The sequence below is a fragment of the Gordonia otitidis NBRC 100426 genome (genome assembly GCF_000248075.1).
In the GTDB taxonomy this organism is placed as follows: Bacteria; Actinomycetota; Actinomycetes; order Mycobacteriales; family Mycobacteriaceae; genus Gordonia; species Gordonia otitidis.
The window spans coordinates 1-17820 of record NZ_BAFB01000064.1 but is presented as its reverse complement, the minus strand read 5'-3'; the positions used below and the strand labels follow the sequence as shown (position 1 = coordinate 17820).

The window sequence follows — 17820 nt, the reverse complement described above, 5'->3', positions numbered from 1 at the left end:
TGTGCTCTTCCGGGGTGCAGAAACCCATCACCTTCTCGACTCCGGCACGGTTGTACCAGGAGCGGTCGAACAGGACGATCTCGCCGGGTGCGGGCAGCTGTGCGACGTAGCGCTGGTAATACCACTGCCCGCGTTCACGATCGTTCGGCGCGGGAAGCGCGGCCACGCGCGCGATACGCGGGCTGAGATATTCGGTGATGCGTTTGATGGTGCCGCCTTTACCAGCGGCGTCGCGTCCCTCGAAGATGATGACCACCCTGGCGCCCGTTTCGCGCACCCACTCCTGCAGCTTCACCATCTCGGTCTGCAATCGGAAGAGCTCCGCCTCGTAGACGTCGGTGGGGATCTTCTTCGGCTTGTTCCCGGCCGACTTCGACTTCTTCGACATGTCGGAAGTTTAAGCTGCCGTAGTCGTTCGAGCGGGAGAGAACGATGAACGGAGTCACTGCGGTGATCGCGCTGCCGTGTGCTCGTCCCCTCCGCCGCTACCGGGGCTGCAGTCGGCGCGTCAGGATCGCGCGGCCACCGCGTCGAGTTCGGACTGCAACTCGGCCACCGAAGCGTCGATACGCGACCTCGAGAACTCGTTGATCTCCAGGCCTTCGACGATCTCCCAGCGTCCGCCGACCGCGCGGACCGGGAACGAACACATCAACCCTTCGGGCACCCCGTAGACGCCCGGGGAGCTCACCGCTGCCGACGTCCAGTCATCTGCCGGTGTGCCCGCCACCCAGTCCCGTACATGATCGATCGCTGCATTGGCGGCAGACGCAGCCGACGACGCGCCACGCGCCTCGATGATCGCGGTGCCGCGTGCGGCGACGGTGGGAATGAAGTCGTCGACGAGCCAGTCGGTGTCTTCGGCGATCTCGGCGCCGCTGCGCCCGCCGACCCGCGCGTGGAATATGTCGGGGTACTGGGTCGCCGAGTGATTGCCCCAGATGCTCACCTTGCTGATGTCGCGCACCGGCGCACCGGTGTGCGCAGCGAGTTGCGCTATGGCCCGGTTGTGATCGAGCCGGGTGAGAGCGGTGAATCGCTCGGCGGGCACGTCGGGCGCGTTCGCGGCGGCGACTGCTGCATTGGTGTTCGCCGGGTTGCCGACCACGATGACGCGGATGTCGTCGGCCGCCACCTCATTGATGACGGCTCCCTGACCTGCAAAGATCGCCGAATTGGCCGACAGGAGGTCGGCCCGTTCCATGCCTTTCGTGCGCGGCTTGGCGCCGACGAGAAGCCCGAAGTCGGTACCGTCGAACGCCGCTCGTGCGTCGTCGAAGATATCGACGGATGTGAGGAGCGGGAACGCGCCGTCCTGCAACTCCATGGCCGTGCCGTGCGCCGCGGGGACCGCCTGGGGGAGCTCCAGCAGGCGTAGCCGAACCGGCTGGTCGGGTCCGAGCATGTCACCCGCGGCGATGCGGAACACCGCTGCGTATCCGATGCTGCCTGCGGCCCCGGTCACGGTGACGACCACTGGAGTGTCTGTCATCTTCGACTTCCTGTCCTGGTTGTGAGTTGGCTGAATCGGGCGTCGAGACGGCACATCGTCGACGTCGTCGGTGTCTGCACGCGCCCGTGGTGATTCTCAGGTCTGGTCGGACGTCTCTGCGAGGACGACTTTCGTGGCACCGTGCGACAGCGTCAGGGTTGCCCCGTCCAGTTTCCAGGTCACCGAATCCGACAGAAAGTCGTTCAGCCAGTTGTCGGCACCGTCGCGTGGCGGTGGACACGCCATCATCGTCGACGCCAGCTTGTTGGCGCGGAACGTGTCGTCGGTGAACGTCACCGCCCCGTTGTGACGGTTGCAGCCCGCCGTCGTCGAGATTCGTCCTGCTTCGGGGAACGACACCTCCAGCGGTCCGCCGCCGGGAATCTGGGTACCGGTGACCGACGTCGACGAATAGTTCTTGCCCACCATCACATTCGGATCGAGTTGACCCGACGATGACCCGGAGTCGCCGCACGCCGTCGCGATCGAGACAGCCGCGACGACGCAGGCGAACGCAACGGCACGGGACACCACACGAGGCGGTGACGCCCCCGGCCGGCGCGACGACTGCGTCTCCCCGGCGTGGCACGGCATCGGGGCAGACGGTGGTGCCGAACCACACATGTGGAGGTCACGTCCGGTCGAACCATCGCGTCGGATGCTCACGGGATTCACGGTAGCCCAAACCACCGACCGGACGTGTCGTGATTCGTGTGCGCGCGGCCGCGTACCGTGGTGGTCGATCCGGGCCGTGACGTCGGAGTTCGGATGACACGACGAGGTAGGAGAATCGTTCGGTGGGAAAGCTGACGAACAGCATGTGGCGGTTGCTGGGAGCCCAGTCCTCACGCAACCAGTCCAAGTCACTCGGGTTGATCAAAGAAGCCGACAATCACACCGACTGGGCTGCGGCCTTGGACTCCGATGACTTCCGCGCCGAGGCCGAGAAGCTCGAGATCGGGGCCGACGAGCAGGACAGGGCTAAGTTCCTCGCACTCGCCCGCGAGGCGGCCGACCGCACGCTCGGCCTGCGTCCCTTCGACGTGCAGTTGCAGGGCGCGCTGCGTCTGCTCGAAGGTGACGTCATCGAGATGGGTACCGGCGAGGGCAAGACCCTCGCGGGCGCGATCGCTGCCGTCGGGTACGTGTTGGACGGACACCAGGTCCACGTGATCTCGGTCAACGACTACCTCGCCACCCGTGACGCGGAGTGGATGAAGCCGCTGTTCGATTCGTTCGGCATCGTCTCGGGCGCCGTCTCGGAGAATTCGACCCGTGATGAGCGCAAGCGCGCCTACGCTGGCGACATCACCTACGGATCGGTCAACGAGATCGGGTTCGACGTGCTACGCGACCAACTCGCGCAGTCCGAGGACGAACTCGTCTCGCCGACGCCCGACGTCGCGATCATCGACGAGGCCGATTCCGTACTCGTGGACGAGGCTCTCATCCCGCTCGTGCTCGCAGGGTCCACCGAGGCCGAGGTGCCCGATCAGGCCATCCACGAGGTCGTCGCGCGCCTGAAGAACAAGCACTACGACATCGACGCCGAGGGCCGTAACGTCACGCTCACCGACGAGGGTGCGTCCTTCGTCGAGGAGGAACTCGGCGGCATCAACCTCTACGACGAGGAGCACGTGGGCACGACCCTCGTGCATGTCAACATCGCCATGCACGCGCACTACCTGCTCGAGCGAGACGTCCACTACATCGTGCGCGACGGCGGAGTCCACCTCATCAACGCGTCGCGCGGTCGTGTCGCGCAACTGCAGCGCTGGCCGGACGGTGTCCAGGCCGCGGTGGAGATCAAAGAGGGTCTCGCGCAGACGGACTCGGGCGAGGTGATCGACACACTCACCGTGCAGGCGCTCATCGGTCGGTATCCGCGGGTGTGCGGTATGACCGGTACCGCACTGGCCGCCGGCGAGCAGTTCCGACAGTTCTACGAACTGCGTGTCTCGCAGATCCCACCCAACACCCCCAACGTCCGTACCGATCTGCCCGACCGCGTGTACGACACCAAGGCCAACAAGGTCGAGGGAATCGTCAACTATGTCAAGGAGATCCACGAGACGGGCCAACCCGTCCTGATCGGCACACATGACGTCGCCGAGTCCGAAGAGCTCGCATACTTCCTCGACAAGGCGGGAGTTCCCAGCGTGGTGCTCAACGCCAAGAACGACATCGAGGAGGCCAAGATCATCGCCGAGGCGGGCGTGAAGGGCGCTGTCACGGTCTCGACACAGATGGCAGGTCGCGGTACCGACATCCGGCTCGGCGGTTCCGACGACGATCCCGCCGCACGTGAGGAGGTCGTCGAACTCGGTGGCCTGTGCGTCGTCGGTACGGGCCGCCACGACACCGAACGACTCGACAACCAGCTGCGCGGGCGCGCCGGTCGACAGGGCGACCCCGGCTCGGCTGTGTTCTTCAGCAGTCTCGAGGACCCGGTCGTGACCAAGAACCTGGCGTTCAAGCGCGATCCGGTGTCACAGGAGCCCGACGGATCGATGGGCCAGAAGGGCATCGACCTGATCGAACAGGCACAGCGGGTGGCCGAGGGTGTGATGCTCGAACTGCACGCCAACACCTGGCGCTACAACAAGCTGGTGAATCAGCAGCGCGAGATCGTCGTCGCGCGTCGGATGAAGCTGCTCACCACGGACACCGCGCTCGAGGAGCTCGCCGATCTCGAGCCGGACCGCTACGCCGAACTGACCGGGGCCGCGAGTCCCTCGTCAGACGCTGTTGACAAGGCGACGGCTGACAAGGTGACAGCTGACACGGCGAGCGCTGACAAGACGAGCGCTGACGAGGAGGCCGGTGACACGACAGCCGATACGACCGACGACGCGGCTGACTCGACCCGGGCGATCCCCGTCGAGCCTGTCGACCGCGACGTCCTCGTCCAGGCGGCCCGCGAGATCATGCTGTATCACCTCGACCGGGCCTGGGCCGACCATCTGGCGTTCGTCTCCGACGTGCGCGCGAGTATCCACCTCCGCGCGATCGGCAAAGAGAGCCCGCTCGACGAGTTCCACAGGTTGATCCTCGCCGAGTTCGGTGAGATGCCCAGCGAAGCGGTCGAGAACGCCCGCCGCACCTTCCGTGAGGTGCCCATCACCGCGGACGGCGTCGACCTGGGTTCCGCCGACCTGCACCGGTCGACCACGACCTGGACCTACATGGTGCACGACAACCTCTTCGCGTCAGGTGGGGCGAAGACCCTGCAGGGCGTCATCGGCATCTTCCGCTGACGGTGGACGTCCCGGTGGAGACGGAGACGCGGGGACGGTGGCGGATCGCCACCGTGCCCAACGCGCTGAGCGTGCTGCGGCTGGCGTTGATCCCGCTGTTCCTGTGGTTGCTGCTCGACGTCAAGGCCGACGGCTGGGCGTTCTGGATCCTCATGTTCTCCGGCTTCACCGACTGGGCCGACGGCAAGCTCGCCAGATTGCTCAACCAGTCGTCGCGGCTCGGGGAACTGCTGGATCCGCTTGCCGACCGGCTCTACATCGTGATCATTCCGGTGGCGTTCGCGATCAGGGGAATCATCCCGTGGTGGATCATCGCCGTGATCGTCGCCCGAGATGTTCTGCTGTTCGCGTCCGGTCCGTTGCTGCGCAGTCGGGGGCTGCTGGCGTTGCCGGTGCTCTACATCGGCAAAGCGGCGACCTTCGCCCTGATGAGCGCGTTTCCGTGGTTGCTTGCGGGACAATTGGATTCGGTTGTCGGCACGATCTGCTATCCGATCGGCTGGGCGTTCCTGATATGGGGTGTCGGCCTCTATGTGTGGTCGTTCCTGCTGTACTGGGCACAGACGATCGCCGTGGTCCGGACGATGCCGCGTGCTGGCGCGCCGACCACCGGCGGCATGGCCTAAAGTCTCGGGGGACTAGAAAGGGGTCGACGTGACCGATACCAATGTGCCGGCCGAATTGAGCTACACCCCGGAACACGAGTGGGTGCGCAAGGTGGGGCCGACGACGGTCCGGGTGGGAATCACCGACTACGCCCAGGGTCAGTTGGGGGATGTCGTGTTCGTGCAACTTCCCGAGATCGACAGCGAGGTCGAGGTGGGGGAGTCGTTCGCCGAGGTGGAATCGACCAAGAGTGTCTCCGACATCTTCGGTCCGCTCCACGGGACGATCTCGAAGATCAACGACGAACTCGATTCGTCGCCTGATCTGGTCAACTCCGAGCCCTACGACTCGGGGTGGCTGGTCGAGATCAGCGTCGACGACGCCTCGGCGCTCGACGCTCAACTGGCCGACATGCTCGACGCGGATGGCTACCGGGACGTGATCGAAGGCTGACCATTCCGACGGTGCGGGAACGTATGATCATCGGTGTCTCGTCGAGTCGGACGTCGCTGGATTCGGCACAGGCGGTACGGTTTAGCTCAGCGGAAACGACGTCGCATCCGCGACGTCGTCGACCGGGTGCGAGCCTCGCGTCGCGTGAGCGTGGACGCCGATGGTGAGTGCACTCAAGGTGACGAACGTATGAGGGACGAAGGAGAAGCGGTGAGCGATAACGACAACGGCTACGAGGCGCCGGTGGAAACCACATCGGTGTTCCGTGAGGAGTTCATCAACGAACTCGACGCGGGAGCGGCGACCTCGAGCGAGCCCGCCGACACAGGTGTCGAGCGGCTGTCGCCCGGTACCGCGTTGCTCGTCGTGAAGCGCGGTCCCAACGCCGGCTCGCGCTTTCTGCTCGACCAGCCGACCACCTCGGCGGGCAGGCACCCCGACAGCGACATCTTCCTCGACGACGTCACAGTGAGCCGTCGTCATGCCGAATTCCGCTTGGGAGACAACGAATTCCAGGTCGTCGATGTCGGCAGCCTCAATGGCACGTACGTCAATCGTGAGCCCGTCGACAGTGCGACGCTCAGCAACGGCGACGAAGTCCAGATCGGAAAGTTCCGGTTGGTCTTCCTGAGCGGTCCGCGCGACGCTTCCGGCGCCTGACACCGTGCCGGCCTCGACTGCGGATGCGCGCGGCGGGGGATCGATGTCCATCGGGTCGGTCCTCGCGTTGCTGCGCGAGGACTTTCCCGATGTGACCATCTCGAAGATTCGATTCCTCGAGGCCGAAGGGCTCGTGACGCCGGAACGTGCGCCGTCCGGGTACCGCCGGTTCAGTCAGTCCGACTGCGAGCGGCTGCGCTTCGTGCTCACTGCTCAGCGCGATCGCTATCTGCCGCTGAAGGTCATCAAGGAGCAGCTCGACGCCATCGACAACGGCGACGGCGGGTTCGGCTCGGGCGGCACCCCGGTGTTGTCGACTGCGCGCAGCGTGGTCGCGCCGGCGACCGACTTCTCCGCGCGGGGAGGCCGGGTGTCCCGCGAGACGCTCATCGAGCGCACCGGGGTCGATTCCGCCTTCGTGACCGAGCTCCAACGCAACGGCTTGTTGACATCCGGGCCTGCGGGATTCTTCGACGAGGACGCGGTGCGACTCGTCGAAGCTGCCGCGGCGCTTGCCAATTACGGTGTTGAGACCAGGCATCTGCGCGCATTCAAGGTGTCGGCCGATCGCGAGGCAGGACTCGTCGCGCAGATCGCCAACCCCATCGCCAAGGGCAAGGGGACCGGTGCCCGTGATCGTGCCGAGGAACTCATCCGTGAGATCGCCGCGCTCTCGGTCACCTTGCACACGCAATTGGTCAAGCAGGCCGTTCGCGGCGTGCTCGACTGACACTCCGCCATCCGCGGTGCGTCGCCGTCGCGCCCGCTGCCCGCGCAGTCGGTGTAGCGTCGATGGCAATCATTGACGGCTCGGGAGGTGCGAGATGAGCGAGATGCGTGTGGTGGGCATTCGGGTCGAGCCGCCGCAGAGCCAGCCGGTTCTGCTGCTGCGCGAGGTCGATGGTGAGCGCTACCTGCCGATCTGGATCGGTCAGAGTGAGGCGGCGTCGATCGCGTTGCGGCAAAAGGGTATCGAGCCGCCACGGCCTCTGACCCACGACTTGATCGTGAACCTGATCGAGGAGTTCGGCCAGACCCTCGTCGAGGTCCGCATCGTCGACATGCAAGAGGGCACCTTCTATGCCGAGATGGTTTTCTCGGGTGATGTCCGGGTGTCGGCTCGGCCATCGGATTCGATCGCTGTCGCGATGCGGGCCGAGGTGCCGATCATCGCCGACGAGGAGGTGCTCGCCGAAGCGGGCCTGCTGATCCCCGACGAAGACTCCGACGAGGCGCCCGACCAGAAGGAGGACGAGGTGGAGAAGTTCCGCGAGTTCCTCGACAACGTCTCGCCAGACGACTTCAAGGCCAGCGGCGGAGCCTGAGGCGCCCGCCGTCGACGTGACAACGCAGCGACACATCACGGTTGCGTATCCCACTGATCACCGTTCATCTCGATCTCAAGTTGAGGTTGAGCCTTCGGGCGCGTCGCGTTGATTACCTGAGCGGCTCCGGCATAGCGTCACGCATGTGATCGTCGGGGACACGCCCGACGAGGGAGAGCAGATCGGGTTCGGCGGCGTATCGTGGTTGCAGGTCCGCACCGGTCCGATCCGAGCGTGGCGAGGGAGTCTGCAGTGGGCGATATGCCGTTCGACGGTGAAGAAGGTCAGCCGTCAGACAGCGAAGTGACGTCCGACGATCAGGTCGGTGTCCGGGCAGGACACTCGGAGAACACCGAATCGACGGACGCCCACGCGGCGAGCGAGCCCGCTCCGCGTCGCCGGCCGGGCCAGGGCAGCCTCGATGACATCGCGCCCGGCTTGTTCCCCAACGACACCGTTCCCGACGAACTCGTCGGCTACCGCGTCCCGAGCGCCTGCCAGATTGCCGGGATCACCTATCGACAGCTCGACTATTGGGCGCGCACCTCCCTGGTGGTGCCGTCGATCCGCGGAGCGGCTGGATCAGGCAGTCAACGGCTCTATTCCTTCAAGGACATCCTCGTCCTCAAGATCGTCAAGCGTCTGCTCGACACGGGGATCTCACTGCAGAACATCCGGGTCGCCGTCGACCATCTCCGCCAGCGCGGCGTCGAAGATCTCGCAGGTATCACCCTGTTCTCTGATGGCACCACCGTCTACGAATGCACGTCGGCCGAGGAGGTCGTCGACCTCCTCCAGGGTGGACAAGGGGTGTTCGGTATCGCCGTGAACGGTGCGATGCGTGAATTGACCGGTGCCATCGCCGACTTCCCGGGTGAACGTGCTGACGGTGGCGTGACCGAATCCGCGCCCGAAGACGAACTCGCCGCGCGTCGCAAGAACCGCACCCGCCGAACCGGATGAGCGTACGGGTAGACTGAACGACGCGTCGCTGCATCACGGGAGAGCGTCATCTCGAATGGCCGCCGAAGGAGCAACACCTCCTCGTCAAACTCTCAGGCACCCGGACCGTGATGTCGACGGCGCCTCTGGAAAGAGATGGCCGATCAGCGCCATCCGCCCACGGTGAAAGGTTGTCGTGTCATCGTCGACACGCCGACTGAATCTCTCAGGCGCCGCGCAGCGGCATGACAGAGGGGGAGGACCGACCCGCCGGATACCACCCGGTGCGCGCGAGAGGTTCACCCCATGACGTCTGCCGATGCCTCGACTCCTCCGACGGGGGAGACCCCATTCACCTCTGCCGCCTTCGTCGATCGCCATGTCGGTCCGGACGCGGACGAGACCGCGAGGATGCTTGCACTCCTCGGTGTCGACTCGTTCGACGACCTCGCGCGGCAGGTCGTGCCGTCGCTGATTCTCGATGATCCGTCCGACAACGGATTGTCCGCTCTCGATGCCCCGCTGACCGAGCAGGAGGCGCTCGAGCGTCTCTCCGCGCTGGCGTCGAAGAACACCGTGAACCGGTCGATGATCGGCTTGGGCTATTACGACACGCTCACGCCGGGCGTCATCCTGCGCAATGTCGTGGAGAACCCCGCCTGGTACACCGCATACACGCCGTATCAGCCCGAGATCAGCCAGGGAAGACTCGAAGCTCTGCTGAATTTCCAGACGATGGTCTCCGATCTGACGGCGATGGAGGTCGCGAACGCGTCGATGCTCGACGAGGCGACCGCGGCCGCCGAGGCCATGACACTGATGCGCCGCGCGGGGAAATCGAAATCGAATCGGGTCGTCGTCGACTCCGACCTCTTTCCGCAGACACGGGCTGTCATCGACACGCGGGCACGACCGCTCGGCATCGAGGTCGTCGAGGCCTCGCTGAATCCCGAATTGCCGCACTGCGGGTTGCCCGATGGTGAGTTCTTCGGTGTCGTCATGCAGACGCCGGGAGCATCGGGTCGGATTCTCGACGTCGCGCCGATCGTCGAGGCTGCACATGAGTCCGGTGCGCTCGTGGCCGTCGGTGCGGACCTGCTGGCATTGACCCTCATCACCCCGCCCGGGGAGCAGGGCGCGGATGTCTGCTTCGGTACCACCCAGCGCTTCGGGGTCCCGATGGGCTTCGGTGGGCCGCACGCCGGTTACCTCTCCGTGCACGCCAAACACTCCCGTCAGCTGCCCGGCAGACTCGTGGGCGTGTCCAAGGACGCCGACGGCAATCTCGCCTACCGCCTCGCCCTCCAGACGCGCGAACAGCACATCCGTCGCGAGAAGGCGACCAGCAACATCTGTACTGCCCAGGTGTTGCTCGCAATCGTCGCCGCGATGTACGCCGGATATCACGGGCCCGCCGGACTGCGTGCCATCGCACGCCGGGTGCACGACTTCGCGGCCGGTCTCGCCAACAGTCTGACCGCAGCAGGTTTCGGTGTCGCGCACGCGAACTTCTTCGACACCGTGCAGGTGCGTGCGGAAGGTCGGGCGGAGGCCATCGTGGCCGACGCGCACCGGGCCGGGGTGAACCTGCGATCGGTGGACGCCGACACGGTGTCCATCGCGTGTGACGAGACCACGACGGCCGCCGACATCGAGACGGTGCTGAGGGTGTTCGAGGCCGCGGGTGTCGAGCCGCGCGATTTCGCACAGCCGATCGAGAACCGGACGAGCGAGTTCCTCACCCATCCCGCGTTCAACCGCTTCCGCACCGAGACGTCGATGCTGCGCTACCTGCGTGCACTGTCGGACAAGGACATCGCGCTCGACCGCAGTATGATCCCGCTCGGCTCCTGCACCATGAAGCTCAACGCCACCACGGAGATGGAGCCGATCACGTGGCCGGAGTTCACCCGGCTGCACCCGTTCGCACCGGAGGGCGACGGCGCAGGCATCCGTGAGTTGATCGCCACTCTCGAGCAGTGGTTGGTGACGATCACCGGATACGACAAGGTCAGCCTCCAGCCCAACGCGGGTTCGCAGGGCGAGTTCGCCGGACTGCTCGCGATCCGTCAGTACCATCTGAGTCGCGGCGAGGCCGAGCGCGACATCTGCCTGATCCCTTCGAGTGCACACGGCACCAACGCGGCGTCGGCTGTGATGGCAGGCATGCGCGTCGTCGTCGTCGCGTGCCGCGAGAACGGGGACGTCGACGTCGACGACCTCCGGGCCAAGATCACACAGCACGGGCAGTCGCTGGCAGCGATCATGATCACCTACCCCTCCACGCACGGAGTGTTCGAGCACGACATCCGTGACATCTGCGCGGCGGTCCACGACGCGGGCGGCCAGGTCTACATCGACGGCGCGAACCTCAATGCTCTCGTGGGTGTCGCACGTCCGGGACGGTTCGGCGGCGACGTCAGCCACCTGAATCTGCACAAGACGTTCTGTATCCCGCATGGCGGCGGCGGACCGGGCGTCGGCCCGATCGCGGTGCGTTCGCATCTCGCGCAGTTCCTGCCCGGACACCCTCTGGCCGACGAATTGCCCGGTGCGGCAACGATTTCAGCTGCACCGTACGGTTCGGCATCTATTCTCCCGATCACCTACGCCTACATTGCGATGATGGGTGCTTCGGGTCTGCGTCGCGCGACACTGACGGCGATAGCGTCGGCGAACTACATCGCCAAGCGCCTCGCCGACCACTTCCCGGTGCTCTACACCGGCGACGGTGGATGGGTGGCACACGAGTGCATCCTCGATCTGCGAACCTTGACCAAGGAGACCGGAGTGACGGTCGACGACGTCGCAAAGCGCTTGGCCGACTACGGATTCCATGCGCCGACGATGAGCTTCCCGGTGGCGGGCACCCTCATGGTCGAGCCGACCGAGAGTGAGAATCTCGACGAGATCGACGCATTCTGCGACGCGATGATCGCGATTCGCGCCGAGATCGACAAGGTGGCCGACGGCACTTGGACCGTCGACGACAATCCGCTGCGCGGTGCACCGCACACGGCGGAATGCCTTGTCGGCGAGTGGGATCACGCGTACTCACGTGAAGAAGCGGTCTACCCGCAGGGGCTCCCTTCGGCAGGTGCACGCACCAAGGTGTTCCCGGCGGTGCGACGTATCGACGGAACGTACGGCGACCGCAACCTGGTCTGCTCATGCCCGCCGATTGAGGCGTTCGCACACTGAGCGCCCACTGATCTCGCCGAGCCGCCGACCCTCTCCGGGGAGGGTGTCGGCGAGCGTCAGGAAGCCGGACCGAAGTCGCTGCCGTACACGAGCTTGTTGATCGTCACGATGGCCGAGTTCTCCGGCTGGGGCATTGGCTCCCTGGTGATCGGGAAGCTCACCGTCTTCGTCGCGGGGGGCAGCGGTGCATTGCCGCGGAAGCCCTGTGAGGCCAGCAGGGACAGGTGTTTCTGGTCCTGGGCAAACGAGAAGAACTCGGCGACGGCAGCGCTGGCGACAGGCGGGACCTGGTCGCCGGACAGCCGGATGATCGGATAGTCGGCGAGCGGAGTGGGACCGGTCGGCACGATCTCGGCCAGTCGCGCGGTCGAATCCTCCCGGGTGAGCTTGTAGAGCTGCTGCTCGGTGATCGGAACCGCGTGAATGGGTGAGGTTCTCGCGTCGTCGGCATCACGCATCACCGTCGCCGCCCCGACGGGGGTCCCGTCGGGCGACTGCGGGGCGCCTTCGAGCATCGCGGCGACACTCGAGGACACCCGAGACGACGACGCGTCGTCGTTGGTCAGGGAGGAGCTGGTGCGCATGACACGCATCGCGACCGCCTGTGCGGCCAGTGACGAGGCGTCGGACTGAGCCCCGAGCGGCATCGCCATCCGCAGCGAACCCCAGTCGGAGAGATCGAAGTCGCGGAGGCTGCCGTCGCGTTGTTGCAGCGTCGGAACCTGGCCCCAGTCGATCTTCCCGTCGATGGTGCCGCCGAGTTCGGCCGACGTCGCGAGTACGACCGGCGAGGTCACCAACGACGACGGATTTCCTTCCACGGTCGACGGCTTCGCCTGTGTCAGCTCCGCCGCCCAGACGGACGACTGCGGAACCCACGCAGCGGGGAACGCTCCCATCGAGCCCGTGTCCCAGATCCCGGTCAGCGCGTCGAGCGTGGTCTTGGCATCACCGGCTCGGACGGCGATGGTGATGCAGTGGTCGCGGACGACGGGTTTGCTCGCACCGAAAGCGCGGGCGATCTCGATGAGGGCGGGAGCGACGTCGGCGTCGGCCACGACGTCGACCGTCGCAGGCCCTTCCACACACGCTGCGGCGGCACTGTCGGCCTGCTCGTCGAGGTGGTCGCCGAGTTGCTGCCAGGCGACGATCACCGCGGCGATCAGCACGATTGCGAGCAGCGCGAACACCAGCCCGCGGCTGACCCCCCGCTGCCTGATTCCGTTTCCGCCACCGGTCACCCGATGATGCGCCACTACCGCCTCCGTTGTCGCGTGTGAGGTCCCGGACAGACTTCGCGCCTGTCCGGGACCTCACGCGTGCTCACGCCTTGGCCGCAGCAGCCTTGTACTCGCGGCGCTTGCGATGCAGGATCGGCTCGGTGTAGCCGCTCGGCTGCTTCGCCCCCTCGAGGATAAGTTCCTTCGCGGCCTGGAATGCGATATTCGTGTCGAAATCCGGGGCCATCGGGGAGTAGGTGGGGTCGTCGGCGTTCTGTCGGTCGACGACCGGTGCCATGCGCTCGAGCGCTGCGACGACGTCGTCGGCGGTCACGATGCCGTGATGAATCCAGTTGGCCAGCAGTTGGCTCGAGATGCGCAGCGTTGCGCGGTCCTCCATGAGCGCGACGTCGTGGATGTCGGGCACCTTGGAACATCCGACACCGTGATCGATCCAGCGGACCACGTAGCCGAGGATCGACTGGCAGTTGTTGTCGAGTTCTTCCTTCTTCTCCGCGTCCGACCAGTCGGTCTTCGGTGCGAGCGGGATGGTCAGGATGTCGTCGACCGATGCCGGATCGCGCTTGGCGATCTCGTCCTGTCGCTCGAACACGTCGACGAGGTGATAGTGCATCGCGTGCAGGGTCGCGCCGGTGGGCGAGGGCACCCACGCGGTGCTCGCGCCCGCCTCTGGCTGCGCGATCTTCTGTTCGACCATGTCGCGCATCAGATCGGTCATGGCCCACATGCCCTTACCGATCTGTGCCTTGTGCTGCAGCCCCGCATGCAGGCCGATGTCGACGTTGGAATCCTCGTAGGTGAGCATCCACTTGGCCTTCTTCATCTCGCCCTTGCGGATCATCGCACCGGCCTCCATGGAGGTGTGGATCTCGTCGCCGGTGCGGTCGAGGAAGCCGGTGTTGATGAACACCACCCGATCCTCTGCTGCCTTGATGGATGCCTTGAGGTTCACCGAGGTGCGACGTTCCTCGTCCATGATGCCGACCTTGAGGGTGTTCTCCGGCAGACCGAGGACCTTCTCGACCCGGTCGAACAGCGTGACGGTGAACGCGACCTCGTCGGGCCCGTGCATCTTGGGTTTCACGATGTAGATCGAACCGGTCCGCGAGTTCTGCAGGCCGTCCTCGTTGAGCCCGTGGATGCCGGCGAGTGAGGTGAACAACGCGTCGAGGATTCCCTCGGGCACCTCGTTGCCGTCGGCGTCGAGAACGGCGGGGTTGGTCATCAGATGCCCGACGTTGCGCACGAACAGCAGCGAGCGTCCGTGCAGATCGAAGGTCGATCCGTCGGGTGCGGTGTAGGTGCGGTTGGGGTTCAGCACGCGGGTGAAGGTCTTGCCGCCCTTGGAGACCTCCTCGGACAGATCGCCCTTGTTCAGCCCGAGCCAGTTGCGGTAGCCGAGAACCTTGTCGTCGGCGTCGACAGCGGCGACGGAGTCCTCGAAGTCCATGATCGTGGTGACTGCCGACTCCATCACCACGTCCTTGATGCCTGCCGGATCGGTCTGCCCGATCGGTGACGACGGGTCGATCTCGATGTCGAGGTAGAGGCCGTTGTGCCGCAGCAGAACCGACGAGGGCGACGCGGGATCGCCGGTGAACCCGACGAACGCGGAGGGATCGGCGAGTGTCGAGGTCGTACCGTCGGCGAGGGTGACCTGCAGAGCCGAGTCGACGACGGCGAACCTGGTGACGTCGGTGTAGCTGCACTGCTCGAGCGGAACGGACTTGTCCAGGAAACCCTTTGCGTACGCGATGACCTTGTCGCCGCGAACCTTGTTGTAGCCCTTGCCCTTCTCCGCGCCACCTTCTTCACTGATGACGTCGGTGCCGTAGAGGGCGTCGTAGAGCGAACCCCACCGTGCGTTGGAGGCGTTGAGCGCGAAGCGTGCGTTGAGGATCGGGACGACGAGCTGCGGGCCCGCGGTCTCGGCGATCTCGCGGTCGACGTTGCTCGTGCGGATCTGGAAGTCGGCGGGAACGTCGGCGAGGTAACCGATGTCGGTGAGGAACTGCTTGTACTCGCCGAACACCGCCGGATCGGTGAAGTCGGCGCCCTTGTGGTCGCGGTGCCACGTGTCGATCTTCGACTGGAGGTCGTCGCGCACCGCGAGCAACTCGCGGTTGCGGGGCGCGAGATCGTTGATGACCGCGGCCGCACCCTTCCAGAACGTGTCCTTGTCCACTCCGGTGCCCGGGAGCGCCTCGTCGTTGACGAAGTCGTAGAGGACGGTGGCGACCTGCAGGCCCTCCACGTTCGTGCGGGCGGTGGAGTCAAGGGCGGGGGTCGAGTCCGACATAAGAGCCTTCCTTCTCCGGTGGCCCGGAGGCTGTTGTCGCCGAGGTTTCGGTGTCGAATCCGCGCACGTCATCAGCCCTCATCGGGACAACAGGGGCGATCGTGAACGCGCTCCATGTTACTCGGGAGGCAAATCGCGCCATCAGGAGGCGTCGAGGAGCGCTCCGAGGTGGGATCGGAGCCGACTCCGCAGGTCAGCACCACGGACGGCGATGTCGGACTGTTCGCGGACGTACTCGGCGCGGCCGGCCGGTGTCTCGATCTCGACAGCGGCGTAGCCGAGTGCACGAAGATCGTACGGACTCGCCCGCATGTCGAGTTCGCGTGCGACGAGCGCGAGTTCGAAGGCCGCGAACGTCAGATCGGCGGGGACCAACGGCGCCAGTGTGATGCATGCGCGATACAGATCCATCGTGGCGTGGAGGCATCCGGGTTGCTCGTTGTCGATCTGACCATCGCGGGTCAACGCCGTCTCGTTGCGGGGGCGCGCGGAGTCGGTGAAGAAGCGGAACGCGTCGAAGTGGGTGCACCGCAGCGGCATCGATTCGACGACGGCGTCGGTTGCTGCCGGTCCGAGCCGCAGCGGCACCTCGTGGCGCGGACTGTCGGTGCGATAGACCATCGCCCACTCGTGCAGACCGAAGCATCCCAGGCGGGCGGGGCGGGCGGCTGTCGCGTCGAGGAGCGCGCAGGTCGACAGAAGCGCTCCGCGCCGTGCGTCGAGGAAGGCGGCGTCGACCGTCACCCCGCCCGACGGGGTCCGTGTGTACCCGCGCAGCGTCGACATCTCGTCGAGGATGCGCGTCGCCCGATCACCCCGACCGACACGATGATCGGGCGGGTTCAGCATGACCCCGTGGCCCGGATGCCAGCGTCGGACGTGTGAGGGGCGCGCCGAGTAGTACGTGAACAGGAAGTCGAGGACTGGGTGCGCCTCGCCACGTGCCCTAGATCGCAGGTATGGGCCGACGAGGGCCTCGACGCGCGCCGCGTGCTCGTCGACACGCGCAAGCCACTCCTCCGACGTGAGTTCGACGACGCCGCGGGTACTGGCTGCAGCAGTTGTCGGCCGACTCACGGTCACACCCGGTGCGTCTCGTCGCGGACGGTGCCCACGAACTCCTCGACGAGGTCGGCGAGCGCCACGATGCCGATCGTGCGTCCTGAGTCGTCGACCACCGCGCCGAGGTGCGAGCTGGTTCGCCGCAGCGCTCTCGTCGCATCGTCGAGTGGGGTGTCGGCCCCGATGACCGGCAGCGGTCGGATCTTGTCGACGCCGATGATCGTGTCCTGACCGACGTTGTCGTCGAGGATGTCGTCGAGCACGTCCTTCAGATGAAGATAGCCGGTGAACGTACCGTCGAGGCCGCGCACCGGGAAGCGGGAGAACCCGGTATCGCTGACAGCTCGTTCGACCGACCCGAGGGTGGGGCCGACGCCACCGGTGACGGGGTCGACCTCGACGTCGACGCTGCGCATCTGATCGAGCGGGATCATGACCTCCGACACCGTGCGCGCCACCGACCGCAGAGCACGGGTCAGTCGCTCGTGTTCCTCGGCGTCGATGAGTCCCTCTTCGCGCGATTCACCGAGCATCTGTGCGAGTTCGACGGGCGACACGGTCGAGTCGAGTTCGTCCTTCGGTTCGACGCGCAGCGCACGCAGGGTGATGTTGGCCAACCAGTTGTAGAACGCGATCAGTGGTCGGACGATCTTGATGAATCCCAGGTGTATCGGGACGAGGAGCATCGCCGCCCGCTCCGGTCCGGCGAGTGCGATGTTCTTCGGCACCATCTCGCCGAGGAGGATGTGCAGTACGGCAACCAGGCCGAGTGCGACGGCGAACGAGATCGGGTGCAGCAGCGAGTCGGGGACGTGCGCCACCTCGAGGGGCAGTTCGAGGATGTGCGCGACGGCAGGCTCGCCGACACGTCCGAGCAGGATCGAACAGATCGTGATGCCGAGTTGAGCGGCCGCAAGCATCAGTGACAGATGCTCGCTCGCACGGATCACAGTCCTGGCGCGCGACTTCCCGCTCTCGGCAAGCGCCTCCAGCCGGTCACGTCGAGCCGAGATCAGGGAGAACTCGGCCCCGACGAAGAAGGCGTTGCCCGCGAGCAACACGACGGTGAGGACGACGGCCCAGATGTCACTCATCGCGCGCCTCCGAGACGTCGGCACCGCCGTCGGCCACGGCGATCGGTGTCAGGCGCACGACATCGACGCGGCGGCCGTCCATCTGCACCACCGTGGCGTTCCACGGGGTGGTGTCGAACTCCTCGTCGGACTCGTCCTCGTCGTCCTCGCGCAGGGTCACCACCACGGGTAGGTCGACCGAGTCTCCC

At 65.8% G+C, this 17820-nt stretch carries 15 protein-coding genes, 1 pseudogene and 1 riboswitch; of the genes and pseudogenes, 8 read left to right on the top strand and 8 right to left on the bottom strand.

The annotated features are described in order from the left end of the window. The 3 genes from GOOTI_RS05860 to GOOTI_RS26695 form a co-directional block, all read right to left on the bottom strand. A partial coding sequence (locus tag GOOTI_RS05860) for a polyphosphate kinase 2 family protein (RefSeq protein ID WP_007237651.1) occupies window positions 1-388 on the bottom strand: 388 nt, incomplete at its 3' end. Between the two features lie 120 nt (window positions 389-508). Beyond that, the gene (locus GOOTI_RS05855) at window positions 509-1492 is read right to left on the bottom strand and encodes a malate dehydrogenase (RefSeq protein WP_007237650.1); all 984 of its coding nucleotides are present in this window, start codon (window positions 1490-1492) and stop codon (window positions 509-511) included. Between the two features lie 96 nt (window positions 1493-1588). Next, on the bottom strand, window positions 1589-2158 hold the full coding sequence (locus tag GOOTI_RS26695) for an META domain-containing protein (protein ID WP_233425433.1): 570 nt from the start codon (window positions 2156-2158) through the stop codon (window positions 1589-1591). A gap of 131 nt (window positions 2159-2289) precedes the next feature. Here GOOTI_RS26695 and secA2 point away from each other — a divergent pair, with 131 nt between their 5' ends. The 8 genes from secA2 (at window position 2290) to gcvP (ending at window position 11936) form a co-directional block, all read left to right on the top strand. Next, window positions 2290-4749, top strand: a complete 2460-nt coding sequence (gene secA2 / locus GOOTI_RS05840; RefSeq protein WP_007237648.1) for an accessory Sec system translocase SecA2 — start codon at window positions 2290-2292, stop codon at window positions 4747-4749. A gap of 14 nt (window positions 4750-4763) precedes the next feature. Beyond that, window positions 4764-5375: a CDP-alcohol phosphatidyltransferase family protein gene (locus GOOTI_RS05835; protein WP_007237647.1), complete on the top strand. Its 612-nt coding sequence runs from the start codon at window positions 4764-4766 to the stop codon at window positions 5373-5375. Window positions 5376-5403: 28 nt separating this feature from the next. After that, the gene (gene gcvH, locus GOOTI_RS05830) at window positions 5404-5808 is read left to right on the top strand and encodes a glycine cleavage system protein GcvH (protein ID WP_007237646.1); all 405 of its coding nucleotides are present in this window, start codon (window positions 5404-5406) and stop codon (window positions 5806-5808) included. A 210-nt stretch (window positions 5809-6018) separates the two neighbouring features. Then, window positions 6019-6468, top strand: coding sequence for a glycogen accumulation regulator GarA (garA, locus tag GOOTI_RS05825; RefSeq protein WP_007237645.1), 450 nt, complete (start codon window positions 6019-6021; stop codon window positions 6466-6468). A gap of 43 nt (window positions 6469-6511) precedes the next feature. Then, a complete protein-coding gene (ftsR, locus tag GOOTI_RS05820) occupies window positions 6512-7198 on the top strand; it encodes a transcriptional regulator FtsR (protein WP_007237644.1) in 687 nt (228 codons plus the stop codon). Window positions 7199-7292: 94 nt separating this feature from the next. Continuing rightward, on the top strand, window positions 7293-7793 hold the full coding sequence (locus tag GOOTI_RS05815) for a bifunctional nuclease family protein (protein WP_007237643.1): 501 nt from the start codon (window positions 7293-7295) through the stop codon (window positions 7791-7793). Window positions 7794-8054: 261 nt separating this feature from the next. Further along, a complete protein-coding gene (locus GOOTI_RS05810) occupies window positions 8055-8756 on the top strand; it encodes a MerR family transcriptional regulator (protein ID WP_373279015.1) in 702 nt (233 codons plus the stop codon). 26 nt (window positions 8757-8782) lie between these two features. Then, window positions 8783-8874: riboswitch (glycine riboswitch) on the top strand. Between the two features lie 167 nt (window positions 8875-9041). Beyond that, on the top strand, window positions 9042-11936 hold the full coding sequence (gene gcvP / locus GOOTI_RS05805; protein ID WP_039993562.1) for an aminomethyl-transferring glycine dehydrogenase: 2895 nt from the start codon (window positions 9042-9044) through the stop codon (window positions 11934-11936). A 56-nt stretch (window positions 11937-11992) separates the two neighbouring features. Here the strand turns inward: gcvP and GOOTI_RS05800 are convergent, their stop codons facing one another. The 5 genes and pseudogenes from GOOTI_RS05800 to GOOTI_RS05780 all read right to left on the bottom strand — a co-directional run. Next, the gene (locus GOOTI_RS05800; protein ID WP_007237640.1) at window positions 11993-13192 is read right to left on the bottom strand and encodes a substrate-binding domain-containing protein; all 1200 of its coding nucleotides are present in this window, start codon (window positions 13190-13192) and stop codon (window positions 11993-11995) included. A 67-nt stretch (window positions 13193-13259) separates the two neighbouring features. Continuing rightward, window positions 13260-15476: a malate synthase G gene (locus GOOTI_RS05795; protein WP_007237639.1), complete on the bottom strand. Its 2217-nt coding sequence runs from the start codon at window positions 15474-15476 to the stop codon at window positions 13260-13262. A 141-nt stretch (window positions 15477-15617) separates the two neighbouring features. Next, window positions 15618-16559: a hypothetical protein gene (locus tag GOOTI_RS05790; protein WP_007237638.1), complete on the bottom strand. Its 942-nt coding sequence runs from the start codon at window positions 16557-16559 to the stop codon at window positions 15618-15620. After that, complete coding sequence (locus GOOTI_RS05785; protein ID WP_007237637.1) at window positions 16556-17632, bottom strand: hemolysin family protein; 1077 nt, start codon at window positions 17630-17632, stop codon at window positions 16556-16558. The genes GOOTI_RS05790 and GOOTI_RS05785 overlap by 4 nt, the downstream gene beginning before the upstream one ends. Beyond that, window positions 17625-17820, bottom strand: a pseudogene (locus GOOTI_RS05780) (hypothetical protein); the annotation flags it as partial. The pseudogene GOOTI_RS05780 and the gene GOOTI_RS05785, both read right to left, overlap by 8 nt.